Raw genomic sequence first — 24,909 nt, 5'->3', positions numbered from 1 at the left:
AGTTGATTGAACTTGTCGCCTCTGCATCAACATCTATGTTTTGCTAGGGAGAGTGATTTACTCCTTTACTGCTCCAGCTGCTATACCGGTGTATATCTGCTTTTGGAAAAGCAGGAACAGCACAAGCATCGGGAGCAGAGTCAGAATCACTCCTGCGCAAATAAGGTTGTATTTGCTTCCCTGTGGACCGGTGAAAGTATACAGCGCTATGGCAACGGTCTTCAAATGCGCACTTTGCAGATATAAATTTGCGGCATAATACTCGTTATAGACTCCGACACCTTTCAGAATGACGCAGGTGACGATTGCAGGCTTAAGCAAGGGCAACAAGATCTTTGAGTAGACGGTGAAGTATGAAGCACCATCCACTATCGCGGATTCATCCAAGGAAATTGGAATATTTTCAAAATACTGTATAAAAACATATATGGAAATCACATCGGTGCCCATCGACATGATGATGTATCCCCACAGCGAATTGACCGCGTGCATGCCAACCATCATTTTATACAAGGCGACCTGCATGGCAATGCCAGGCAAGAGGGCGGCCACAGTAAACAGCCCTCGGATAAGGGTATTGCCTGGAAAAGTGAATCTGCTTAGAACGTAGGCAAGCTGCGTGCCAATCAGGGTAGTACAGACTAAAACGACCACAAGAATAATAATCGAGTTCTTAAAGGCGTTACCCATATTGGAGAGATTAAAAGCATTGATATAGCTTTGTATATTGAACCAGTTCTTTGGCAACTGCGTAACTGTGGTTGTGGCGTATTCCTTATCTGTCTTGGCCGCGGTGATCACACAGCTTATCAAAGGCAGCATAAACCAGAAAGCCAGGAATATCAGTATTGCATATTTGAGCACATTGAAGACGGCATCCTTGAGGACCGGTGGATTCTCTCGGAATCGACCTAGGTTGTCGATGGTCGCGGTCATCTTTTTCGTCTGCATCACTGCCCCCGTTCCAGGCTGTAAGCCCTCTGTCTTCTACCATTTGTAAGCAAGGGCGCCTTTCCTGCAGCGATGCGGTTCCTTTGACGCTTGGCACGGCGGGCACGCCTTTTCGCTGCTTTAACCCCATCATCCTGATTGCGGAAAAGGAATTTGAACAGGATCTGCTGTAAAAGGGCGAATATCAAAATGACAATCAACAAGACAACAGCCATGGCCGAGGCCAAACCTACTTTTTGATTTGTATGAGCTATGCGGTCCATAAGCACGAAATAACTTCCTGTGCCGTTGGCCCCAGTGGTTATAACGAATGGAATCTCAAAAACGCTCAGGGCTCCAGTAACCGACAGCACGACATTCAAAACCAGGATCGTTTTGATGCTCGGAAGAATTATATGTAGAAATTGCTGAAACTTATTGGCCCCATCGATTTCGGCAGCCTCATAGAGCGACTGATCGATCGACATGATCGCTCCTATGAACAGGATCATGGTTTGGCCCATATACCGCCACACAGAGGCACCCACCAATGACCAGTTGTTGATGGACTGATCCTTAAGCCAATATGGCAGGCTGTTCAAGCTGAAACCGCACCATTGAAGAACGCTGTCGAATATGAAACCCCTTGTGTAGAAGAATTTGAATATAAAGCCGACAGCTATACCATTGATGAGGTAAGGAAAGAAGAACAAACCCTTAAAAAGATTGCCGCATCGTACCCGGAAACTCAGTATGGTTGCAAGATACAACGCCAGTGAAATATGTAGCACTGACCCCGCCATGTAATATAAGCTCAGTTTCAGAGAGGGCAGTATGTCCGGCCTCGTCACAATCTGGCGATAATTCTGCAACCCTACCCAATGGGGAACACCAATATACTTCATTCGGTAGAAACTGAATCCAACCATTTGCCCGAAAGGCAGGTAGGTGAAAACAACAAGAAGTGTCAATGGAATGGCGCAAAAGGCCACGATGATGATGCCCTTTCGCCAATCAAAGGGTCGCTTGTTGTCCGGAACATCAGGAGACAGCGAAGATTCAATCGTTGTAGCTGTCATAACTCCTTCTTCCTCGGTTTGCCCGGACTGCCGACGGCTATTTACCGTCGGCAGCCTCTTGATCAGCGTGGATACTTACTTGCTTGCAGTGTCATACTGCGCTTCGATGCCTTCGGTTTTCAGAGCATCATTCCACTTGGAATTCCAATCCTTGACCAGGTCATTGTATGGTTTGTCATGCTTGGAAGCATGCTCAACAATGGCTTGAATTCGCGCATTGCCGCCCGAGTTAATAGCAAGCTCCGAGTCAGAATTCAAAGTATTGAACAGATCCTCTTCACCTTTGACAGATGGCTGGTCCTCTACAAAATGTACATCCGAGAATTCCTTGTAGGCGTCAGGCATGCTTTTGTCAGATTGCGCTGTGGGGATGCCTCCCTCGTTCTTGGCAAAACCGGAACGCTCGGTCATCCATTTGATGAAGATCATGGATGCCTCTTGACGAGTCTTGGACACGTGGCTATTGATGCCATATGCGTAATCACCAGCAGAAACCGTGTATTGCTTGTTTTTCACGCTAATCGGGAATGGCATATACCCGATATCGTCTGGATGGTCTGCAGCATTCTTGCATTGTGAGACTGCCCAGGCGCCTAGTACCATGGTGGCTATTTCGCCTCGATTGATTTTGGCCTTGCTTGACTCCCAGTCAGTCGTGGAATAATCGTCTTCGGTCAAGCCGTCTGAAACGGCGTCATAAAGAATCTTGTAGACATTGTAAGCGTGGGTGTCATCTCCGGGATCAGAGAACGGATTTTTGGTGTGTAATAGTTTCTGGTTCATATAACGCCCGTCTCCAGTGGCGTTGACGCCAATGTAGCCGTCCCAAGCTGCCATGGTCCAACCTGCAGCATAATTTGTATACAATGGTATAGCCTTTGTCTTCTCTTTAATAGCTTTCAGGGCCTGTATAAATTCCTGAGGCGTTTTTGGATTCTCACTAACCCCAGCTTCTTTGAAGATTCGTTTGTTGTAGACGATCCCAAGACCGTTTCCATTGCTCGGCACGCCATACACTTTCCCGCCATATTCAGATGCATTGGACCAACGAATCAACTTTGACATCTCCTCTTGGGTGCCAAAGGGTAGGAAATATGTACTGAGATCGGAACGATCCACTGCAGGTATCATCATCATGTCGCCCCAATCCTTACCCTGCAGCCTCGTTAAGGCATCGCCGGCATAATTGGTATCGGTTTCAACTTCAACGGAGATGTTTGGATACAGCTTGTTGAAATCAGCGACGTACTGCTTCCAGTTTTTCCCAGGATAAGTATCAACAGACATGTCTGTTTTGTGATTAAAAAGCTTAATTTTGGTGTGAATATCCTTTCCGGTAGTACCGAGTTTGATAGAAGCATAATTCAGGTTTGTCGCTTGTGTATTCGAATCAGCGCCCCCGGTTCCTCCGCATCCAGACAAGGGCCAAAAACATAAGCCAGCTATGGCTACTGCAATCAACTTACGTGCATTCTTCATTGAAATCTCCTCGTTGAAATCCACTGATATTCACTTATGCGACATTTTGAGCAGTTCCGATAAAGGCCACCTATTGGCCTTATTGGAAATAGTTCAGCATCGATTCATTCCGGAATCACATGAATGGAGTCGATACTTGACAAAATAGCAACCCACTGTCTTTTTGTCAACCGGTTAAGTTTATTTCTGCAAACCTGCTTCTTGCTCGGTTATTACGCACTCTAAAATCATTCCCAGCAAAATCGCTGCAATATTGGGGCAGACAGCGAAAACATCCCGCCGTTCATATCCTGGCATTCAGTTATAAATGCCAGCGATCCTACCTTATTGCACTTTGCAACAATGAATCGGTTCAGTTATTATTCAATTGATAAACACAAACAGTGATGTTGCATGCCGTTCGACCTCGAGACGAACACGACGGTTGCTGTCTGTCATCGTCGAATGGCGTTGGGATGAGAGGCGTTGTCATTGAGTGATAGCTATGCGAAGCCAAACGAGGCGAACACACTTCGACTTATAAAGCCAGCAAACAAGTCTTTAACATACATGGGCAGGGTGGACTGGAAGGCTGATCAGTGCCCATTATGGGTCTTTCCATATACTCAGGTCAGATTCAGATTCACCGGAAAGTACCTTGGTGTCCGGCTGATAAACGCACGCCAATATGGAACCAGCTGTCTAGGTGCATTTATAGACGGATTTGAATATCGAATAGACCTCGTGCATTGTCCGTCACAAAGGAACGTGCCTGTCGCAGATCAAGATTTTGTCTGGCCTGATTCAGCTGTATCGCCATATTCGGTAGAAGTAACCATAGCTGACAACCTGCCTGACATCGAGCATGAAGCAGTAATATTCAAGCGTCAGGATGGACAGCATTATCTTAAGTTAACCGGAATCATGCTTGAACAATCAGCAAAACTGTATCCCGATAAAGAACAGCCGCCAAAACGACGAATGGAGGTCTTCGGAGATTCAATCGCTTGCGGAGAGCGCAATGAAGCCAGCCTGTATGCAGGCCGCGAGGATCCATCAGCAGATCTTAGTTCATATAGCAATGCTTGGTATTCCTTCGCCGCTATTGCAGCAAGATCGCTGGGGGCACAGCTCCATGACGTTTCACAGGGCGGGGCCGCTCTGCTTGATGGCATTGGCTGGTTCCAGGCACCACAAGCCATTGGCATGGAGAGTATCTGGAATAAAATTGAATACAATTCGTTTATCGGTCCTTGCAAACCCTGGGATTTTTCACGATACCAACCGCAGGTGGTAATCGTCGCCCTTGGCCAGAATGATGCTTACCCTAGAGATTTCATGGCTCAAGACTACTCAGGATCGCAGGCTGAACATTGGCGGCGGAGCTATGCAAAGTTTCTGCGGACTCTTCTGGAAACCTATCCTCAAGCACAAATCATAACCGCCACCTCCGTCCTGTCCCACGATGAGCATTGGGACCAGGCCATTGAGGATGCATGCCGCGAGTTAGACCGGTCCTGTATTCACCATCTTGTATATCGTCGCAATGGCATTGCCACAAGCGGTCATCCTCGGATAAGCGAACAGAAGGAAATGGCTGATGAGCTTGTGGCTTTTATTCAGGGGTTAGGCAGCAGAATTTGGTGACAGGAAAGGCTCTGATGACAGAAGAGGATTGCAAAAACGCAAGTGGTGCGCAGGGAAGGCAAGTGCCTGCAACCGACTTCAACCATCATAAATTACAGCTTGCTGCCATCTTCACTGATGGTGCAGTTCTGCAAAGTTACAAACCAATCCCGATCTTCGGATGGGGTCAACCGGAAGATGCGGTACATATTGAATTAACTCCGACCAACCCTGATCGATTGACCGGATCAATCAGCACAACCTGTCAGGTCGAAATCAGCGGAAAATGGCTGGGAGTTCTTCCACCATGCCAATCCGGGGGGCCGTACAACCTATCCGTTCGCACCAAAAAAGAGTGCATTAATCTGAAGAATCTGATGATTGGTGAAGTATGGATGGCTTCAGGTCAAAGCAATATGGCATTGAGCTTAGCGGATAGCGCCAACGGAGCAACTGCTGTCGCCGAGAGCCAAGACCCGTTGATCAGGTTCTACCAGGTTCCTCAGACGGGTCGTATAGACAGGCAAGCAGAAGCTCAGGCAGGCTGGAACAGCTGCGAACCGAAAACAAGCGGACAAATGTCTGCAGTGGCCTACTACTTTGCCCGCAAGCTTCGCAAGCATCTACCCGTAAAGACCGCAGTGGGAATCATCGATTGCTACATAGGCGGTACCTCAATAGCCGTCTGGCTTGATCAAGAGACATTGCAATCTTGTCCGGAAGGACGGATCTATCTGGATCGTTTCAGTAGAACAGTATCGGGTCACACTGACGAAGAGCTGGAAGCTCAAGCTGAATCGTGGCAAACAACCTTTGATGCGTGGAACAACCGAGTATCGGAAATACGGCAGGCGTATCCCGGAATATCAGACGAAGAGATCAATTCGGCATGCGGCCAATGCCCGTGGCCGCCGCCAATGACCAGGCACTCTCAATATCGTCCAACGGGGGCTTTTGCCTCCATGCTTGAACGGACAGCCCCCTATGCGCTGGCAGGTATTCTTTGGTACCAGGGAGAAGAAGATGGGCCATTTAGCTCGACTTACCAAACCTTGCTTGGCTTGCTTATAGACCGGTGGAGGTCTTTATGGCAGCTACCGGATCATATGATCAGCACATCTGATAGTGCTGCGCAGAAAAAGCTGCCGTTCTTTATTGTCCAACTGCCCCAGTGGTCGCCCTCAGAAGGTGAAGACGACATGGTAACAGACTCCGATTGGCCCCGTATCAGAAAAGCGCAATGGTCGATGAGTCAGGCAAGGAGTGCTGTGCACACAGTATGTCTGATGGATTGCGGGGAGGAACATAACCTGCATCCGAAGGACAAGCGCACCCCAGGTGAACGTTTGGCAGTTCATGCCCTTCACTGGGTGTACGGTCAACAGGGACTACCGATAAATGGACCGAGCCCACTCGGGCCGAGGAAAATTGACCCAGTCCATCTGTCTGTGCGCATGGTTCATGCTGCTGGTATGCACTTTAGTGCGAAGATGCCAGGATTGCGGCATGCTGAGACTGTTCATTCCTCTGATTGGAGAGAGGCAGGAGAATCTGGTTTTGAAGCGGCAGGGGCTGATGGCCTGTTTTATCCGGTTGCAGCGAAGATTCTACCGTTTTCAGACAGGCAATCTTGCATGCCATTAGGGCAATCACATCAACCTTTTGGTAAGCCAGAAGACTGCAGAATCATCATATTGACATTGAACAAGGTCAGAAATCCACGATGGCTTCGTTACGCTTGGCATGGATGGGGGCCAGCACCATTAATGAATGATGCCGGCCTCCCTGCTCCACCCTTTTGTAAGGCAATATCCGTAGCTGATAAATAGACCACGGTGACTTCAACGGAAGGAATCTGTCACCGATTTGAGTCTGCCGGCTCCTCCTTGGCGCCCACTTGACGGAAGAGGTGACGGACGTTGTGCCAGATGCGCCTGGTGACCCCCGAGTGGTTCATGGAGTAGAGGTGGATGCCGTCCACCCCATGAGCCACCAGGTCGGCAATCTGTTGAGAGGCGTAGATGATGCCCGCCTCGCGCAGGCTGGCCCGGTCGTCACCCCAGCGTTCCAGGATGGATTCAACAGCCGCCGGGATCCGCGCCTTGCAGACCTCGCTCATGTGCCGGACCTGGCCCTCGTTGGTGATGGGCATGATGCCGGCCTCGATGGGCACCTGAATGCCCGCTGCACGAGCCCGGTCCAGGAAGTCCAGAAAATCGGCGTTGTCGTAGAAGAGCTGCGAAACCAGATGGTCCACGCCGGAATCGACCTTGATTCGCAGATTCTCAATGTCTTCCTCAGGCGAGGCGGCCTCCGGGTGGGTCTCGGGATAACAGGCCCCGTATATCGACAGGTTTGGCCGACGGGACCGGATGTAGGCAGCCAGGTCGCTGGCGTGGTCGAAGACTCCGGCGGGCTCACGGCCCTCCACGCTGTCGCCCCGCAGGGCCAGCACCGCTGCCACCCCTGCGTCATCGAACATATCCAGGGCCTGATCGATCACCTCGCGGTCCGCATACTGGGCGGTCAAGTGCGCCACGGCAGGGATGCCATACTCGGTATGGATCGTCTTGGCTATGCGGGCCGTGGCCGTGCGGTCTGAGCGTCGTCCGGTCCCGTAGGTCACCGAGATGAAGTCGGGCATCAACCCTTCAAGCCCATCCAGAGTGTCGTAGATGGTGCCCACCGGGGCATCACGCTTGGGGGGAAAGACCTCCAGGGAAAAGATAGGCTCATGCATGATCCGACTCCTGACTGGACGATAGTTCCGCACGCACCTGATGGGCTGCGGCCACCATGTGCTCCAGGCTGGGCCAGGTCTCCTTATCGCCTCGGGTCTTGAGTCCGCAGTCGGGATTGATCCAGACCTTGGCCGCGTCCAGCTTCTTCAGGATGGCATGGATCCGGTCCACGATCTCCTCGGTGGAGGGGATGCGCGGCGAGTGGATGTCGTAGACTCCGGGGCCTGCCTCGGTCTCGAACTTGGCCTCCTGGATGGCATCCAGAACGGTCAGGTCGGAGCGGGAGGCTTCGAAGGAGATCACATCGGCGTCCATGGCATCAATGTCCTTGATGATGTCGTTGAACTCCGAGTAGCACATGTGGGTGTGAATTTGGGTAGTGGGTTTGACGCCGGAATGCACCAGCCGGAAGGCAGGGATGGCCCAGTCCAGGTATCGGCTGTGCCAGTCGGAGCGCCGCAGCGGCAGCTTCTCGCGCAGGGCGGCCTCGTCAATCTGGATGATGCGGATGCCCGCGGCCTCCAGGTCCAGGACCTCATCTCTGATGGCCAGAGCCAGCTGACGGGTCTGCTGCTTGTGATCGATATCCTCGCGGGGCCAGGACCAGTTGAGAATGGTCACCGGACCGGTCAGCATCCCCTTGACCACATGGTTGGTGCGGGACTGTGCATAAGAGGACCAGCGCACGGTGATGGGCCGGGCGCGGGAGATGTCCCCCCAGACGATGGGAGGCTTGACGCAGCGGGTGCCATAGGACTGGACCCAGGCATTCCGGGTAAAGAGGTAGCCCTTGAGGTTCTGGCCGAAGTACTCGACCATGTCGTTGCGCTCGAACTCCCCATGGACCAGGACATCCAGGCCGATCTGCTCCTGGTGGTCGATGACCTGGTCGATCTTGCGGGCGATGAAGTCGTCGTAGTCCTCTTGGCTGATCTCCTTCTTACGCAGGCGGGCTCGCTCGGCGCGAACCTCGGCGGTCTGGGGGAAGGAGCCGATGGTGGTGGTAGGCAGCAGGGGCAGACCCAGCTCCTGGGCCTGGATCCTCTGGCGCTCGGGCCGGGCCGGTGTACGTACAAAGTCCTCGTCCTTCAGACCGGCCAGGCGCTGCTGCACCTGCGGGTCGGGCTGGACGCGGCTGCCGTCGAAGAGCTTCTGGTTATCGGCAAGAGCCTTGCTGGAACGGCGCTGGTCCTCGTCGGCATCGGCCAGCTGGGCCAGGTCGTGCAGCTCGCCCAGCTTCTCCAGGGCAAAGGCGAAGTGGGGCCGCACGGTGTCGGCATCCAGCCCGTCCTCGTCGGCCACAGTGTAGGGCACGTGCAGGAGGGAACATGCGGTGGCCACCACCACGTTCGAGGTTACCTGGTGCAGGGCATCCAAGAGGCCCAGACTGACCGCATAGTCGTTGCGCCAGATGTTGCGTCCGTTGACCAGGCCGGCGAAGATGGTGGTTCCCTCGGGCACGCCGTGCTCCTTGAGGGCCGCCAGATTCTCATCCCTGCCCTCGACCAGATCCAGACCGATGCCGTCGAAGCCCAGATCAGCCAGCCGGTCATAGCAGTCGCCCACATGGCCGAAGTAGGTGTTGAGCAGAATACGGACCTTACCCTGGTCACTTTGGCGGGCCTTGAGAATGGGCTGGTAGAGGGTATCGAAGAGGTCCTGGTCGCCAGGCTCCTTGTCCAGGACCAGATAAGGCTCGTCCAGCTGTACCCAGTCGGCGCCCAGGCCGATGAACCGCTCCAGTATGGTCGCATAGGCCTTGGCCAGGTCCTGGACCAGCGCCGGGTCAGGATCCAGCAGCTCACCCTGGGGACCGCGCGCCAGCTTGAGGAAGGTGTAGGGGCCGATCAGCACCGGCTTGGCGGCGATGCCCTGCTCGCGCGCCTCCTGGTACTCCTTGAATGGTTTGTCGCCTTCCAGGGCGATTTTGGTGTCCTGATCGATCTCGGGAACCAGGTAGTGGTAATTCGTGGTGAACCACTTCTTCATGGGCAGGGCGGTCACGTCACCCTGCTCCCCCTGGTAACCACGGCCCATGGCGAAGAGGGTGTCCTCGGGGCCCAGGCCCAGCTTCCGATAGCGCTCGGGCACGACGCCCAGAAGAATGGACGTATCCAAGATCTGGTCGTAGTAGCTGAAATCATTGACGGGAATCAGGTCGACGCCGGCCTCCTGCTGAAGCTGCCAGTGCCTGGCCCGCAGGTCGGCGGCCGTGCGCCGAACCTCGCCCAGATTCCGTTCGCCCTTCCAATAGCCCTCGATGGCCCTCTTGAGTTCGCGGTGCGCACCGATGCGCGGGAACCCGGACACGGATGTAATCGCTGCCATGAAACCTCCCAGTTTCGTCCTGATGTCTCCGGTCAGCCTATCAGCGGCGGGGGGAGGCGGGTAATTGGTGCAAATAAGGTGTCGCCATAAATTGAATCGATAACGACATGACAGCAGCCAGGGGATTATTGGTCGCCAAGACTGCCTATAGAAGATCGTCTACGGCTTCTTATGCCGGTCAGTCTTCAAGGTCCTGAGGGCCCAGAATGCCAAGCAAACGGGCCTGGTGGGTTCCCCAGTCGGTCAATGGTCGCTCAGACCCCAGCACGACCATGGTGGCCGGCGGCAGTCCAAGATTGAGCAGGTCCAATAGGTCGGGGTCGGAGTTGTCCTCGGCCAGCCACTGTGAGCAGATAGACATGGTGGGTTCATGCCCTAGGATGAGGACCCGGCGGTCACGATCCTCGGACTGCGCCAGCTCGTCGAAGACCGCCTGCATGCCGGATTCATAGAGGGATTCCCGGTAATCGACCCGCGGCCCGTCACCCAGGGGCTTGAGCATGCCGTCCAGGGTCTGACGTGCCCGGGGCGCACCCGAGCAGATGATGCGGTCGGGAACCAGGCCCAAAGCGGTCAATCCACGACCCATGATTCGGGCCTGTTTCCGGCCTCGGTCGGTCAGCTGACGGCTGCGATCACCCTGTGACCCCTGGCGTTCGGTCTTGGCATGACGCATGAGCATGAGTGTCCGGCTGCACCTGCGCAGATCCTCGGCCTTCAGACCTTTTCGCAAACCCATGCATACTTCCTTTCCCGGAGTTCCTATCAGGCGTCTTCTCCATTATGACAGAGCTGACTGAAGGCGCAGGTCATGGGCAATCAGCTTTCCTGCTCACTGCCGCCTTCCAGGGTGCGCACCTGATGATCCAGATCACGCAACACCTTGCGCAGCTTACGATCGGAGACCCGGCGCAGCTCCAGATCCTCGAGATTCTCCAGATCCTGCATCTCGCGCTCGTGATTGGAGCCGCTGATCTTGGCAGGCCGCCGGCCCTGATCCACGTCAGTCTGGTAGTCCTTGGTGGCCCGGATATGCTTACGCAGAGCCTCCTGGCCGGGAGCCATGGCCCTGCTGGTCAAGAGGAAGCCGGTGTGCCCGATCATCTCGTGCTCGGGTCGCACCGCCAGGCCGTCTGCCTTCCAGGAGCGCTCCAGGCTCTCCATGATTTCGGGCTCGGTCCATCGACCGTCTGCGCGCAGGGCCTCGGCCAGTCGGCTGAGCTGAGTGGTGGTGGTCACATAGGCGGTCAGCACGCCGCCCGGGGCCATGACCCGATATGCCTGCTCCAGACGGTTCCAGGGATCCAGCATGTCCAGAACAATACGGTCGAATCCGTCCTCGGGCAGGTCGGCAGCAACGGTGTCGAAGTCGCCGGTACGCAGGTCCCACTGGGCAGGGCGCTGCCCAAAGAAGACGGTGGCGTTGCCCATGGCCACCCTGGCGAACTCCTCCCGCCTCTCGATGCTGGTCAGTTTTCCTTCCGCGCCGATGGCATCCAGAAGACCCAGGCTCATCGCCCCTGAACCGGCTCCCGACTCCAAGACCCTCATGCCGGGACGTATGTCGCCAAGGAGAATGACCCTGGCCACATCCTTGGGGTACATGATCTGGGCGCCGCGAGGCATGGAGAGAATGTAGTCCTCCAGCCGAGGACGCATGACCGTGAAAGCCCATCCTCCGATGCCTCGCGAGGACTTCCAGGGCTTGGCCCTGTCATGCTCCCCTGTGTCGGTGTCGGCATCCTGCTTGTGACGCATCTGCCGCCACTTGTCGGCCGAGATGGTCACCACCACGGACCCCTCGGGCAGACCGATCATGGCCTCGTGCGGCAGGAGACCGTGGTCGGTCTGGGTGAGGCCGTCTGGTTCCAGCATGACCGTCAGCTTGCGGCCACGCCGGTCGGTCAGCTGGACCCGCTCCCCTACGCTCAGCGGACCGCGTCTCAAGCTCATACCTCCTCAGTCCTCCTCGCCCTTGGTGAACTGGGAGTTGTAGAGGGAGGCATAGGCCCCGCCACGCTCCAACAGCTGGTCGTGGGTGCCCTGCTCGACAACCGAACCGTGGTTGACCACCAGGATCAGGTCGGCGTCGCGGATGGTGGACAGCCGGTGGGCGATGACGAAGGAGGTCCTGCCCTTGCGCAGGGTGTTCATGGCCTGCTGGACCAGCAGCTCGGTTCTGGTATCCACCGAGGATGTGGCCTCGTCCAGAATCAGGATGTCCGGGTCGGACAGGAAGGCCCGGCAGATGGTCATCAGCTGGCGTTCGCCCTGGCTGAGCTCGCTGCTGTCCTCATTCAAAACGGTGTCGTAGCCCTGAGGCAGCTTGCGGATGAACTCGTCCACGTGCGTTGCCTTGGCGCCATCGATCATGGTCTGCTCTGGGATGGTCTGCCCCTCGTCCAGCCCGTAGAGCAGGTTGTCGCGAACAGTGCCGTCGAATAGCCAGGTGTCCTGCAGGACCATGCCGAAGTGGCTGCGCAGGTCGTGACGGGTCACCCTGGAGGTGTCCACGCCGTCGATGGTGATGCGCCCGCCTTGGATCTCGTAGAAGCGCATGAGCAGGTTGACCAGGGTGGTCTTGCCCGCCCCGGTGGGCCCGACGATGGCGATGGTCTGCCCGGGCTTGGCTTCGATGGACAGGTCCTTGATCAACGGCTCGGCCGGATCGTAGGAGAAGCGGACGTGGTCGAAGCGGACGTGGCCCTCGACCTTGCCTCCGGTCTCCTGTCCCAGATGGTCGGGATGCTCGATGTCCGGCACCTCTTCGGCCTCGTCCAGGAAGTCGAAGACCCTGCGGCAGGAGGCCAGGGAGGACTGGAGCATGGTGCCCATGGAGGCCAGCTGACCGATGGGCTGAGAGGCCTGACGGGTGTACTGGGTGAAGGCCTGCAGACCGCCCAGGCTCATGCTGCCGTTGAGCACGTGCACGCCGCCGATGATGACCACGATCACGAAGCTCAGGTTGCCGAAGAAGGTTGACATGGGCGTGACCAGGGCGGAGAAGAAGGAAGCCTTGAAGCTGGCCTGGTAGAGCTCCTGGTTGCGCTCCTCGAACTCCTCCTCGGCCTTGCGCTGGTGGCCGAAGGCCCGGACCACCATGTGGCCGGAGAACATCTCCTCCACGTGGCTGTTGACCTGGCCGGTGCGGATCCACTGCCTAGTGAACTGGGGCTGGGTCTTCTTGAGGATGATGCCCGCGCACAGGGCCATGACCGGGATGATGATGAAGGCGATCAGGGTCAGCAGGGGCGAGATGGTCAGCATCATGATGAAGGCGCCGATGATGGAGAAGACCGAGAAGAGCAGCTCGCCCAGGATCTGTTGCAGGGTGCCTGAGATATTGTCGATGTCGTTGGTGGTCCGGCTCATGACCTCGCCGCGCGGGGTCCGGTCGAAGTACTGAAGGGGCAACCGGTCCAGCTTGTCCTCGATCTGCCTGCGCATGGTGTAGACCGCGTCGGAGACCAGCCGGGTCATCAGGAAGTTCTGCACCAGCCTGACCAGGATGGAGACCAGATAGATGCCGATGACGAACATGAGGATGGTGCCGAAGCGCCCCCAGTCGATCCCCACGCCCACCTGGACGTTCATGGAGTCAATCATCCGGGCGAACTTGTCCTGGCCGCGGGACTGCAAGTAGGTGACCACAGCCTGCTTGGGGGTACCGGGCTTGGCGCCCATCTTCACCAGCATGGACCCCAGCAGCCCCTCGAAGAGGACATTGGTGGCCTCGCCCATGACCTTGGGGCCGATGACGATCATGGCCACGGCGGTCATGCCGGCGAGGACCATGACGATGACCCTCCAGGGGCTGGCCAGCAGATAATGGACCAGCCGGCCCACAGTGTGACGGCGGCCGCTTACGGCCTGCGAGCCTGTATTCGCGCTCAAGTCCTTAGCCATCTACTCGGCCCTCCCCTCGTCAATGCTGAGCTCTTCCACGTCGGGACCCTGCCCGCCCTGGGACTGGACGATCTCCTGATAAGTAGCGCAGTCCTCCATGAGCTCGTCGTGGGTGCCCCGGCCGACGATGCGACCGCGTTCCAGGACCAGAATCTGATCGGCCTGCCGGATGGATGCCGCCCTCTGGGCCACCACAATCTGGGTTGCTTCGCGGGTGACCGGCACCAGGGCCTCATGCAAGGCTCGGTCGGTGGTCATGTCCAGCGCGGAGAAGGAGTCGTCGAAGGTGTAGATGCGGGGGTTGCGCAGAATGGCCCTGGCCATGCAGAGCCGCTGCTTCTGCCCGCCTGAGAAGTTGGTGCCGCCCTCGGCCACGCGGGCGTCCAGACCCTCAGGGATCTCCCGCACGAAGTCCTCGGCCTGGGCGATGCGCAGGGCTTCCCAGATGCGGTCGTCGTCGGCGTCTGGGTCCCCGTACTGCATGTTGTCGCGGATGGTGCCGGTGAAGAGGGTGGCCTTCTGCGGGACCGGCCCGAAGATCAGGGCCAGCTGGTCGGGGTCGTACTCACGCACGTCGTGCCCGTCCACCAGGACCTGGCCGTCGGTGACGTCGAACATGCGGTTGGCCAGCCGGATGATGGTGGACTTGCCGGATCCCGTGGCCCCGATGATGGCCGTGGTCGTGCCCGGCCGGGCGGTAAAGGAGATGTCCGAAAGAACCGGGTCCTGGGCGCCCGGGTAGCTGAAGTCCACGTGCTTGAACTCCAGTAGTCCCTGGGGGTGCTCGTTCCGGTAGGGATGCTCAGGAGCGGCAATCTCGCTGGTGGCCTCCAGAACCTCGTTGATCCTTCGGGCGGCTACAGCCGCCCTTGGCAGCATGACCGACATCATGGCAGCCATCATCAGGCCTGACAGGATAATCATCAGGTACTGGATGAAGGCCTGCAGGGCACCGATCTGCATGGCGCCGGAGTCGATGCGTCGGCCGCCGAACCACATGATGGCAACGTTGGACATGTTCAGCAGGAACCACATGAGCGGCACCATCATGCTCATCAGCCTACCGGTGGAGATCAGGACACCGTAGACGTCGCGGTTGGCCTTGTCGAAGCGGGCGGCCTCGGTCTTTTCGCGGACGAAGGCTCGGATGACCCGCACCCCGGAGATCTGCTCGCGGACCAGGCGGTTGACCGAGTCCAGCATGTTCTGCAGACGGGTGAACAAGGGCCCCATTTTGCCCATGAGCACCAGTGCCACCACCAGGATCAGGGGCACAATGACCGCCAGGGACCAGGTCAGGGGGCCGTCCTGACGCAGGGCCAAAACCAGACCGCCGATCAGCATGACCGGGGCCTGCAGAATAATCATCAGTGTCTGCATGGTGGTCATCTGCATCTGCTGGACGTCGTTGGTGGTGCGTGTGATCAGGGAACCTGCCGAGAAACGCTCGATCTCGTTGAGGCTGAAGCCCTCCACCGAGGCGAACAGATCCCTGCGCAGCTCGTAGCCCATCCTCATGGCCAGCCGGGTGGCGCAGTAGACGGCTACCACGTTGGCCACAATCTGGACGGCGGTGATGCCCATCATCTCCCAGCCGATCCTGTAGATGGCATCCTGGTCGCCTACGGCCACGCCCTTGTCGATGATGTCCGCCTGCAGGTTGGGCAGGTAGAGATTCAAGGCCGTCTGCGCCACCTGAAAGAGCACCAGAACGGCCACCTGGAGCCAGTAAGGCCGCAGGTAGCGGGTCCATATCTTGATCACGTCAACATCCTTCACGCATACAGGTCTGCCGCGGTCCCCGGGCAGACAAACCACCACAGTCTATACCCGTGCCTTGGCCAACGAATTTGCTATTCCTTGAGCTGATACGGGCGTGTCAGAACGGGTCCGCGGGCAGTGGCGTTCAGACGGCGAATGCACCCCAGCGTCCGTCGCGGTGGACAACTGTCAGGTCCAGACCGAAGAGCTCGCTCAGACGCGGACCAGTCAGTCCGCCCTCCAAGGGGCCCTGGTAGACGATGGTGCCCGGATCCGGGTCGCCGGTGTCTGCAGTGTCGGCAGGACGCCGGCCCATCATGGCTATCCGATTGAAACCAAGGGGAATCTCCTCAAGCCGGTGGGTGACCAGGATGACCGTGCGGTCCTTGTCTTCACGACCGATGTCACTCAAGGCCCTGAGCACCAGCTCCCGGCCGCCCAGGTCCAGCCCGGTGGTCGGCTCATCCAGGATGAGCAGATCGGGATTGGCCATCAACGCCCGGCATATCAGCACCCGGCCGCGCTCCCCTTCAGAGAGCCGGTACATGCGCTTGCCCTTGAGGTAGGTGATGCCGAACCGGTCCATCAGGGCCAGGGTGGCCTCCTCCTGCTCGGGCGTGAAGGTCTCCCTCCAGCGGCCTGTGGTGTCGCTGAAGGCGGTCAGCACCACGTCGTAGGGATCCTCCTGAGGACTGATGGTCTTGGCCAGGCCGGCCGAGGCCAGACCAATCCGATGCCGGTAGGAGAAAACGTTCACCTTGCCCAGCCGGTTGCCCAGGATCTCTACGCTGCCGGTGCTGGGGAAGCCTCGTGTGCTCATCATGGCCACCAAGGTGGATTTGCCCACCCCGTTAGGCCCGAAGAGCACCCACTTCTGCCCGCGGCCCACCTCAAGGTTGACATCGTCCAGAATAACCCGGCCCTGACGGCGGAATCCCACGTGCTGCATGAGCACGGCCTGTTTTTCTGCCACGCTTTCGCTCATGGTCACAGGGCCGTTCCGTAGGAGTCCAGACGGGGATTGTCCCGGTTGCCGCCGACCAGGAAGAGCCCCAGTACGCCCAGGCAGAAGACCGCCGCGATGGCGATGGTGGCCCAGATGGGAACGTGTGGCAGCCACATGCAGACCAGGAATGCCAGGCCGGAGCAGATGATCAAGGCCCAGACCAGGATTCGCAGCCACTGGCGCACGCCGCTGGGAGCCCTCAGCAGACGGGGGTTGCGGTCATTGGGGTCCACGGAATCCTTCTGCACCAGGTCATCGGTGTGCCCGGTGGGCTTCCACTCGGCTCCCTGGCCAGCCTCCAGCCGACGGGAGCGCTCCTGCAAGGCCCGTTCGTCCATCACTCCAGCCCTGCCTTTGGCCGTCATCCTCCGGTCGTCGCTGCCGCCACGGCGGCTCCGCTTGGCCTGCGCCCTACGTTCAGCGCGGTTGGTCATATCCCACTGCCTCCATCCCTTCGATCGGCACCATTCCTTTTCATATTAGCGTGGGCGCCGGTCGGCTGCGGGCAGGGTCATGGCGCGCTCATCGGCTCGGATGGGGGCGGGCAACTCGGTGGACCCTGTCAGATACCGGTCCACGGCCGCAGCGCAGGAACGACCCTCGGCCAGGGCCCAGACCACCAGGGATTGGCCGCGTCCTGCATCACCGCAGACGAAGATACCGTCGCGGTCGGTGGCGTAGTCGGCATCCCGGGCCACGTTGCCGCGAGGGTCCAGGCCTATGCCGGTCTGTCCGCTCAGGGTGGCCGTCTCCGGATGGGCGAAGCCAATGCTGATCAGCACCAGGTCGGCGGGCAGGACCCGCTCGGTATCGGGATGGGGAACGATTCGGTCTTGGTCGTCCCGGCTGACGTCCACCACCCGAACGCCGCACACCCGTCCCTCATGGTCCCGGTCGAAGCCGGTGGGGGCACTGCTCTGGTCCAGGTTGATCCGGTCATCGGAACTGTCGCCCAGGTACTCAAGACTGTCCGCAGCGTACTCGTAGTGTCCACCCTCCTCCATGGAGGAGGTGGGATTGTAGAGCCGGGCGTAGGTCGGCCAGGGCCGGTTATCGGGCCTGGAAGAGGGCTCCTTGGGACGGATCTGCAGGACGGTAACCGACTTGGCACCCTCTCGCAGGGCCGTGCCCAGGCAGTCCGACCCGGTGTCGCCGCCGCCGATGATGATGACGTCCTTGCCGGCCGCGTCGATGTTGTTGATGGGCTCGCGGCCCATGAGTTTACGTGTGGGATCAGGCAGGAAGTCCATGGCGTAGTGGATGCCCTGCAAATCCCGCCCGGGCAGGTCCACCCGGCGGGGCTCGGTGGAACCGATGGCCACCACCAGGGCGTCATAACGGGCCCGCAATTGGTCCCAGGTCAGGTCTCGGCCCACCTCAATACCGGTGCGGAATCGGGTCCCTTCGGCCTCCATCTGCTCCAGCCGACGGTCCAACAAGGACTTCTCCAGCTTGAAGGCTGGAATGCCGTAACGAAGGAGGCCGCCTATGGCGTCGGCGCGCTCGTAGACCACCACCGTGTGCCCTGCCCGGGTCAGTTGCTGGGCGCATGCCAGCCCGGCGGGACCGGACCCGACCACGGCCACGGTCATGTCGGTCAGTCGCTGCGGAGGCCGGGGCTTGACCAGACCCAGGGACCAGGCCTGGTCGATGATGGTCTGCTCGTCCAGCTTGATGGTGGTGGCCGGCTGATGGATGGAGAGCACGCAGGAGGACTCGCAAGGAGCCGGGCAGATCCGTCCGGTGAACTCCGGGAAGTTGTTGGTCAGGCTCAGCCGTTCGTAGGCCTCCTCCCAGCGGCCCCGGGACAGCAGGTCGTTGAACTCGGGGATCAGGTTGCCCAGGGGGCAGCCGGTCATGCAGAAGGGGGTGCCGCAGTCCATGCAGCGGGCGGCCTGCTCGGCGGTCCAGGGCCCGGGGCTGGTGGTCTGGTGCACGTCGCGCCAGTCCTTCAGGCGTTCAGCGACCGGGCGCTCGGCCAGCTCGTGCCGGGTGCGTACCTTGAGGAATCCCTTGGGGTCGACCATATCAGTGTGCTCCTTCCATGACCTGGGCGTAGGTGGCGTCCCAGACGCCGGGCGCGTTGAAGTCCACCTGCTCGCGCTCGGCCTCTTCCATGGCCTTCTTCATGGCCAGATAACGACGGGGAACCAGATGGGTGAACCGGGCCAGCGCACTTGGCCAGTCCTCCAACAGGTCGGCCGCAGCCTTTGACCCGGTCAGCCGGACATGCTCTCCTATCAGTTCCTTGAGCATGGCCGCCTGGTCCTGGTCAGGCTCCAGGGCCAGCAGGGAGCCATCATTCCAGGCTTCAGGATTGAGCCGGGAGGCATCCATGTCCAGCAGGTAGGCATCCCCTCCCGAGAAGCCGGCACCGAAGTTGCGTCCTGTGGAACCCAGAACGACCACCAGTCCGCCGGTCATGTACTCGCAACCGTGGTCGCCCAGGCCCTCGACCACGAAGCGGCCGCCACCATTGCGTACGGCAAAGCGCTCCCCGGCCCGTCCAGCCACGAACATGTCGCCCGAGGTGGCACCAAATCCGGCCACATTGCCGCAGATGACGGTCTGGTGCGGGTCGAATCGAACGCCTTGGGCGGCGTGGAGGATCAGACGACCGCCGGACAGGCCCTTGCCCGCATAGTCGTTGGCCTCGCCGATCACCCGGATGGTCTCGCCTCTGGGAATGAAGGCACCTAGGGATTGACCGGCAGAACCTGTCAGCGTGATGTCCACGGTGTTCTGCGGCAGGCCGGCCGCGCCGTATTTGCGGGTGATCCTGTAGCCCAGCATGGTGCCCACGCTCCGGTTGACGTTGCGTACGGTTGTCTTGATGGCCACCGGCCGGCCCTCGTCCAGGGCATCGACAGCCTGATTGATCAGATCTACATCCAGGGACTTGTCCAGCTCGTGGTCCTGGGCCTGGGTGTGGTGCAATACCGTGCCCGGGGTGGGGCCAGGCTTGCGCAGGATGGCATCCAGATCAATGCCCTGGCTCTTCCAGGTCTGCACGGAGGGGTCCCGGCGCAGGCACTCCACATGGCCGACCGCATCCTCCAGACTGGCGAAGCCCAGGGAGGCCAGGATCTCGCGCACCTGGCGGGCCATGAACATGAAGAAGTTGATCAGATCCTCGGGCCGACCCGTGAAACGCGAGCGCAGCTCCGGATCCTGGGTGGCTATGCCCTGGGGACAGGTGTTCTTGTGGCAGGCCCGCATCATGACGCAGCCTTCCACCTGCAGCGCTGTAGTGGCGAAGCCGAACTCCTCGGCCCCCAGCAGGGCGGCTATGACCACGTCACGGCCAGTCTTGAGCTCCCCGTCGCACTGGACCACGATCCGCGAGCGCAGGTCGTTCATGACCAGGGTCTGCTGGGTCTCGGCCAGGCCCAGCTCCCAGGGGGTGCCCGCGTGCTTGATGGCGTTGAGCGGTGCCGCCCCCGTGCCGCCGTCCTGGCCGGAGATGAGGACCACATCGGCATGGCATTTGGCCACGCCCGCGGCCACGGTTCCGACCCCGTGCTCGGAGACCAGCTTGACGTGGATGCGGGCTCGGGGGTTGGCCATCTTCAAGTCATGGATCAGCTGCTTCAGATCTTCGATGGAGTAGATGTCGTGGTGGGGCGGGGGCGAGATGAGCTCGACCCCGGGAGTGGACCGTCTGACTTGGGCGATCCAAGGCGGGACCTTGGCGCCGGGAAGGTGGCCGCCCTCCCCCGGCTTGGCTCCCTGGGCCAGCTTGATCTGCAGGTCGGTGGCAGAAACCAGGTAGTCGCTGGTCACCCCGAACCGGGCCGAGGCCACCTGCTTGATGCGGCTGGTCCTGGCAGGGTCCGCAATCCGGTCCGGGGACTCGCCGCCCTCGCCGGAGTTGGACCGGGCTCCCAGCCGATTCATGGCCAGGGCCATGGTCTCATGGGCCTCCTGGGAGATGGACCCGTAGCTCATGGCGCCGGTGGAGAAGCGGGTGACGATGGACTCGGCAGGCTCCACCTGGTCCAGCGGTATGGGCGCCCTGTCGGAGTGCAGCTCCATGAGACCGCGCAGGGTCATGCCCTGCTTGGCCGCCGCGTTCACATGGTCGGTATAGGCCCTGAAGAGTCCGTAGTCTCCGCGCTTGGTGGACTGCTGGAGCAGGAAGATGGACTCAGGGTCGTTCAGGTGATCCTCGCCGGTGCGCCGCCAGTGGTAGTTGCCGCCTGTCTCCAGATCATGCCCGGAGCCTGCGGTCCACTCAATGGGATAGGCCACCCGATGGCGCTGGGCCACCTCGGCGGCGATCTCATCCAGGCCTATGCCGCCCACCAGGGAGGTGGTGCCTGTGAACCAGCGGTCGATGACCTCACGGCTCAGTCCGACGGCCTCGAAGAGCTGGGAGCCACGGTAGGACATGATGGTACTCACGCCCATCTTGCTCATGATTTTCAGGACCCCGGTGCTCAGGGCCCGGACAAGGTTGTTTGAGGCCTTTTTGGCATCCACGTGCAGGTCCCCGCTGTTGGCCAGGTTCTCCACTGACTCCAGGGCCAGATAGGGGTTGACGCAGGCGGCGCCGTATGCGATCAGCAATGCCACATGGTGGACCTCGCGCACATCTCCGGCCTCCACCGCCAGGGAGACCTGGGTGCGGGTGTGCTGACGGAGCAGGTGGTGCTGGACGGCCCCGGTCAGCAACAGGGAGGGTATGGGTCCCCAGATATGGTTGGAATCCCGGTCGGAGAGGACAAGGACATTGCAGCCCTCCTCGATGGCCTGATCCACCTCCCTCTCGATGGCCTCCAGACGCTCCTCAAGGGCTTTGCCACCACCAGCCACCTGGTAAAGGCCCCGGATCAGACGGGGGCGGAAGCGGCCTTCCAGGACCGGCGCCCGATCCAGGCGCTTGATCTGGGCCATCTGGACGGAGTCCACCACAGGCAGGTCGATGTGAATCTTCCAGGCATGCTCGGGGGTGTCCTCCAAAAGGTTGGGCTCGGGGCCGATGGCCGAAGCGATGCTGGTCACCAGTTCCTCGCGCTCCCAGTCCAGGGGCGGGTTGGTGACCTGGGCGAATTTCTGTGTGAAGTAGTCGAAGAGCATGCGGGACCGGCGTGAGAGTACGGCGATGGGTGCGTCATTGCCCATGGATCCGATGGGCTCCTTGCCGGTTTCGGCCATCGGCCCCAGCAGCATGGTCAGATCCTCCCGGGTGTAGCCGAAGGCCTGCTGTCTTCGGTGGACCGAGATTCGCGAGTAATTGACGTGTTCGCGCTCGGGCAGGTCGTCCAGGCGGACGGTGCGTTCGGCAATCCACTTCCTGTAGGGGTGCAGACCGGCCAGCTGGTGCTTGATCTCGCTGTCAGGCACTATCCGGCCCTCTTTGGTATCGGCCAGGAACATGCGTCCCGGCTCCAGCCTGCCCTTGGCGACGATGGACTCCTGAGGCGTGTCCTCCAGGACGCCGGCCTCCGAAGCCAGGACCAGGTGGCCGTCATCGGTCAGCTGCCAGCGGCCGGGACGCAGGCCATTGCGGTCCAGCTGGGCACCCACCAGGGTTCCGTCGGTAAAGACGATGGCAGCCGGCCCGTCCCAGGGCTCGATCAGAGTGTCGTTGTACTGGTAGAAGGCCTTCAGGTCCGGGTCCATGTCCGGGTCCTGCTGCCAGGCTGGAGGCATCATCATGGAGACGGCATGGGGCAGGGACCGTCCTGCCAGGTGAAGCAACTCCAGGGTCTCGTCGAAGGTGCCCGAATCTGAGGCTCCAGGGGTGTTGACCGGCAGCAGGGGGGCCATGTCGCCCAGCAGCTCCGAGCTGAGCTTTCCTTCGCGCGCCGACATCCAGTTGCGGTTGCCCTGGATGGTGTTGATCTCCCCGTTGTGGGCGATCATCCTGAAAGGCTGGGCCAAAGGCCAGGAGGGGAAGGTGTTGGTGGAGAAACGGGAGTGGACGATGGCAAGGCGGGCCTTCATGGCCGGATCACTCAGGTCGGGGAAGAAACCCTGCAGCTGCTTGGTGGTCAGCATGCCCTTGTAGGTGATGGTCCTGCAGGACAGGGAGGCGAAATAGACGCCCAGCTCGTGCTCGGCCCGCTTGCGGACCCGGTAGCCCAGCCGCTCCAGATCCAGGCCTCCGCGACCTTGATGACCGGCGTCACACATAATTGGCATGAGGAAGCGGGGCATGGAGGCCAGAGCCTGCAGGCCCAGTCCGTCAGGATTGGTGGGCACTGACCGCCAGGCCAGGACGCGCAGCCCCTCTTGGCCTGCAATCGATGCTATGGCCTCCTCCTGGCTGGCAGCCTGAGCCGGGTCCCTGTCCAGGAAGGCCATTCCCGCCAGATAATGGCCGGCTTCAGGCAGATCCCGGTAGACGCGGGTGCGCATGAACTCGTCGGGCATGGAAAGCATGATGCCGGCCCCATCGCCGGTGTTGGGCTCGGCTCCCACGGCTCCTCGGTGGTCCAGATTGACCAGGACACGGATGCCCTGCTCGACGATCAGCCTTTCATCCCGTCGGTTGAGGGTGGCCACCATGCCGAAACCGCAGGCATCGTGTTCCGTATCAGGGTCATAGAGCCCTTGCGGGCCGTGGACGTGCAGATCGAGAGGGGCCGTGAATGACACTGCAATCACCTCATTCGTGGACGGGGGCGGGGCCGGCATGCTCCGCCCTTGAAGAGCCTGGTCATTGGTGAATCAACAGAATAATGCATCCACAGGTGACATCCATGTAACGTTCCGCAGTGTCTAACGAATGCCCACCGCCTCCAGGACCTGATCGATGACCAGATCGTTGAGCAGACGGCCCCGGCGGGTCACCTGGATTCTGTCACCCACGGGCAGCAGGAGGCCCTGGTCGACCAGATCCTTAAGGATCTTCGGGTCTACCGGACGACCTGCCAGCCTGGTCAGCCGATCCAGTCCCAGGCCTTCAGGCAAGCGCAGGGCCAGCATGACCGTCTCCTCAAGGTCCTGCCTCCAGCCCAGAAGCTCGGCATCCTGCCAGGGCACACGTCCGTCATCCATGGCGGCTGCCCAGTCCCTGGGGTGGGCGATGTCCCAGGAGCGGATGGCCCGGGCATGCCGTTCCTCCAGGCCGGGCTCCGGCGAAAGCCACCAGCGTGCCCCAGGATCGGCCTCTTGTGCTGCTGCTTTTCCGGTGGCCCTGAACCCGGGCGAGACGGAAGGTATGGGCTCCGACTTCTGAGCCTCTTCTACCAGTGCCATGCCTGTGTCCTGGCCTTCCAGAGCACGATAGTGGGAGTGGGCGCCTGGCCCGATGCCGGCCCAGTCCACGTTGTGCCAGTAGCCCAGGTTGTGGCGGCTCTCCTGGCCGGGACGGGCCCAGTTGGAGATCTCGTACCAGTAAAGGCCCGCCTGGGAAAGCATGTCGTCGGCCATCTCGTACTTGGTCGCCTCGTCGTCGTCATCGGGGGCGGGCAACTGGCCCCGGCGCACGGCACGGCCCATCTTGGTGGTGGGCTCCAGGGTCAGCGCATAGGCGGAGACATGGTCCACACCCAGGTCCAGAGCCGCCTGCAGGCTGGTCCGCCAATCTTCAAGCCGCTCCCCTGGCGTCCCGTAGATCAGATCCACGCTGGCCCTGAGTCCCAGGTCCTTGGCAGCGGCCACATCAGTGGTCACATTGGCCGGAGTATGGGTGCGGTCCAGGGTGGCCAGGACGCTGGGCACCGCCGACTGCATGCCGAAGGAGACCCGGTTGATGCCGCCCCGGAGCAGCTGCTCCAAGTAGGCCCGATCCACGGTGTCGGGGTTGGCCTCCGTAGTGATTTCAGCCTCCGGAGACAGACCCCAGAGGTCGGCCACGGCCTCGACCATGCGCACCAGATCCTGTGCGGGCAGAATGGTCGGGGTGCCCCCGCCGAAGAAGATGGTGGACACGGGCGGCTCTATCAGCCCTCGGGAGGTCTGCCAGTCGCGGACCATGCGCATCTCCTGGATGGCCAGGTCGGCGTAGTGCTCCCGGCTGGCTCCCCCGCCCAGGTCCCGGGCCGTGTAGGTGTTGAAGTCGCAGTAGCCGCAGCGGCGCATGCAGAAGGGCACATGGATGTAGACCTGGTAGGATCCCACCCGT

General features: G+C 59.9%; 16 protein-coding genes and 1 pseudogene. 3 read left to right on the top strand and 14 right to left on the bottom strand.

What is annotated here, in order from left to right; translation table 11 throughout:
- Positions 1–57 precede the first annotated feature (57 nt).
- The 3 genes from P272_RS0106785 to P272_RS0106775 form a co-directional block, all read right to left on the bottom strand.
- On the bottom strand, positions 58–951 hold the full coding sequence (locus tag P272_RS0106785; RefSeq protein ID WP_029678787.1) for a carbohydrate ABC transporter permease: 894 nt from the start codon (positions 949–951) through the stop codon (positions 58–60).
- Positions 951–2,009, bottom strand: coding sequence for a carbohydrate ABC transporter permease (locus P272_RS0106780; RefSeq protein ID WP_044097881.1), 1,059 nt, complete (start codon positions 2,007–2,009; stop codon positions 951–953). Before P272_RS0106780 ends, P272_RS0106785 begins: the two co-directional genes overlap by 1 nt.
- A 75-nt stretch (positions 2,010–2,084) precedes the next feature.
- Positions 2,085–3,488 carry an ABC transporter substrate-binding protein gene (locus P272_RS0106775; protein WP_029678785.1) on the bottom strand — a complete coding sequence of 468 codons (1,404 nt, stop codon included), beginning with the start codon at positions 3,486–3,488 and terminating at the stop codon, positions 2,085–2,087.
- 549 nt (positions 3,489–4,037) lie between these two features.
- Between P272_RS0106775 and P272_RS09640 the strand changes: the two are divergent.
- The 3 genes and pseudogenes from P272_RS09640 to P272_RS09140 all read left to right on the top strand — a co-directional run.
- Positions 4,038–4,235: pseudogene (locus P272_RS09640) on the top strand (hypothetical protein); the annotation flags it as partial.
- Complete coding sequence (locus P272_RS0106770) at positions 4,236–5,114, top strand: GDSL-type esterase/lipase family protein (protein WP_253269685.1); 879 nt, start codon at positions 4,236–4,238, stop codon at positions 5,112–5,114. It abuts the pseudogene before it with no gap.
- Between the two features lie 14 nt (positions 5,115–5,128).
- Positions 5,129–6,922: a sialate O-acetylesterase gene (locus tag P272_RS09140; RefSeq protein ID WP_081709092.1), complete on the top strand. Its 1,794-nt coding sequence runs from the start codon at positions 5,129–5,131 to the stop codon at positions 6,920–6,922.
- A gap of 29 nt (positions 6,923–6,951) precedes the next feature.
- Here P272_RS09140 and metF read toward each other — a convergent pair whose 3' ends face one another.
- The 11 genes from metF to hemW form a co-directional block, all read right to left on the bottom strand.
- The gene (gene metF, locus P272_RS0106760; RefSeq protein ID WP_044097880.1) at positions 6,952–7,833 is read right to left on the bottom strand and encodes a methylenetetrahydrofolate reductase [NAD(P)H]; all 882 of its coding nucleotides are present in this window, start codon (positions 7,831–7,833) and stop codon (positions 6,952–6,954) included.
- The gene (gene metE, locus P272_RS0106755) at positions 7,826–10,162 is read right to left on the bottom strand and encodes a 5-methyltetrahydropteroyltriglutamate--homocysteine S-methyltransferase (protein WP_029678782.1); all 2,337 of its coding nucleotides are present in this window, start codon (positions 10,160–10,162) and stop codon (positions 7,826–7,828) included. Before metE ends, metF begins: the two co-directional genes overlap by 8 nt.
- A 178-nt stretch (positions 10,163–10,340) precedes the next feature.
- Positions 10,341–10,901, bottom strand: a complete 561-nt coding sequence (locus P272_RS0106750) for a SixA phosphatase family protein (RefSeq protein ID WP_029678781.1) — start codon at positions 10,899–10,901, stop codon at positions 10,341–10,343.
- An 80-nt stretch (positions 10,902–10,981) separates the two neighbouring features.
- Positions 10,982–12,115, bottom strand: a complete 1,134-nt coding sequence (locus P272_RS0106745; RefSeq protein ID WP_029678780.1) for a tRNA (adenine-N1)-methyltransferase — start codon at positions 12,113–12,115, stop codon at positions 10,982–10,984.
- Positions 12,116–12,121: 6 nt separating this feature from the next.
- Positions 12,122–14,068, bottom strand: a complete 1,947-nt coding sequence (locus P272_RS0106740) for an ABC transporter ATP-binding protein (protein WP_155805037.1) — start codon at positions 14,066–14,068, stop codon at positions 12,122–12,124.
- Positions 14,069–15,847: an ABC transporter ATP-binding protein gene (locus P272_RS0106735; protein ID WP_253269679.1), complete on the bottom strand. Its 1,779-nt coding sequence runs from the start codon at positions 15,845–15,847 to the stop codon at positions 14,069–14,071.
- A 127-nt stretch (positions 15,848–15,974) separates the two neighbouring features.
- Positions 15,975–16,814, bottom strand: a complete 840-nt coding sequence (locus P272_RS0106730) for an ABC transporter ATP-binding protein (RefSeq protein ID WP_029678777.1) — start codon at positions 16,812–16,814, stop codon at positions 15,975–15,977.
- 2 nt (positions 16,815–16,816) lie between these two features.
- Positions 16,817–17,269, bottom strand: coding sequence for a hypothetical protein (locus P272_RS0106725; protein ID WP_029678776.1), 453 nt, complete (start codon positions 17,267–17,269; stop codon positions 16,817–16,819).
- Between the two features lie 45 nt (positions 17,270–17,314).
- A complete protein-coding gene (locus P272_RS0106720; RefSeq protein ID WP_029678775.1) occupies positions 17,315–18,862 on the bottom strand; it encodes a glutamate synthase subunit beta in 1,548 nt (515 codons plus the stop codon).
- 1 nt (position 18,863) lies between these two features.
- On the bottom strand, positions 18,864–23,438 hold the full coding sequence (gene gltB, locus P272_RS0106715) for a glutamate synthase large subunit (RefSeq protein WP_029678774.1): 4,575 nt from the start codon (positions 23,436–23,438) through the stop codon (positions 18,864–18,866).
- Positions 23,439–23,561: 123 nt separating this feature from the next.
- Positions 23,562–24,905: a radical SAM family heme chaperone HemW gene (gene hemW, locus P272_RS0106710; RefSeq protein WP_081709091.1), complete on the bottom strand. Its 1,344-nt coding sequence runs from the start codon at positions 24,903–24,905 to the stop codon at positions 23,562–23,564.
- Positions 24,906–24,909 lie beyond the last annotated feature (4 nt).

Source organism: Bifidobacterium sp. 7101, assembly GCF_000499285.1.
GTDB classification, from domain to species: domain Bacteria; phylum Actinomycetota; class Actinomycetes; order Actinomycetales; family Bifidobacteriaceae; genus Bombiscardovia; species Bombiscardovia apis_A.
The sequence above is the reverse complement of the archived record's forward strand: the minus strand, read 5'-3'. Positions and strand labels throughout refer to the sequence as shown.

Excerpts from the sequence above, each read along its gene's own strand:
- P272_RS0106780 (WP_044097881.1), bottom strand. The coding sequence starts at position 2,009 with ATGACAGCTACAACGATTGAATCTTCGCTGTCTCCTGATGTTCCGGAC.
- P272_RS0106730 (WP_029678777.1), bottom strand. The coding sequence starts at position 16,814 with ATGAGCGAAAGCGTGGCAGAAAAACAGGCCGTGCTCATGCAGCACGTG.
- P272_RS0106750 (WP_029678781.1), bottom strand. The coding sequence starts at position 10,901 with ATGGGTTTGCGAAAAGGTCTGAAGGCCGAGGATCTGCGCAGGTGCAGC.
- P272_RS0106725 (WP_029678776.1), bottom strand. The coding sequence starts at position 17,269 with ATGACCAACCGCGCTGAACGTAGGGCGCAGGCCAAGCGGAGCCGCCGT.
- P272_RS0106720 (WP_029678775.1), bottom strand. The coding sequence starts at position 18,862 with ATGGTCGACCCCAAGGGATTCCTCAAGGTACGCACCCGGCACGAGCTG.
- P272_RS0106740 (WP_155805037.1), bottom strand. The coding sequence starts at position 14,068 with ATGGCTAAGGACTTGAGCGCGAATACAGGCTCGCAGGCCGTAAGCGGC.
- P272_RS0106775 (WP_029678785.1), bottom strand. The coding sequence starts at position 3,488 with ATGAAGAATGCACGTAAGTTGATTGCAGTAGCCATAGCTGGCTTATGT.
- P272_RS0106745 (WP_029678780.1), bottom strand. The coding sequence starts at position 12,115 with ATGAGCTTGAGACGCGGTCCGCTGAGCGTAGGGGAGCGGGTCCAGCTG.
- P272_RS09140 (WP_081709092.1), top strand. The coding sequence starts at position 5,129 with ATGACAGAAGAGGATTGCAAAAACGCAAGTGGTGCGCAGGGAAGGCAA.
- P272_RS0106785 (WP_029678787.1), bottom strand. The coding sequence starts at position 951 with ATGCAGACGAAAAAGATGACCGCGACCATCGACAACCTAGGTCGATTC.
- metE (WP_029678782.1), bottom strand. The coding sequence starts at position 10,162 with ATGGCAGCGATTACATCCGTGTCCGGGTTCCCGCGCATCGGTGCGCAC.
- metF (WP_044097880.1), bottom strand. The coding sequence starts at position 7,833 with ATGCATGAGCCTATCTTTTCCCTGGAGGTCTTTCCCCCCAAGCGTGAT.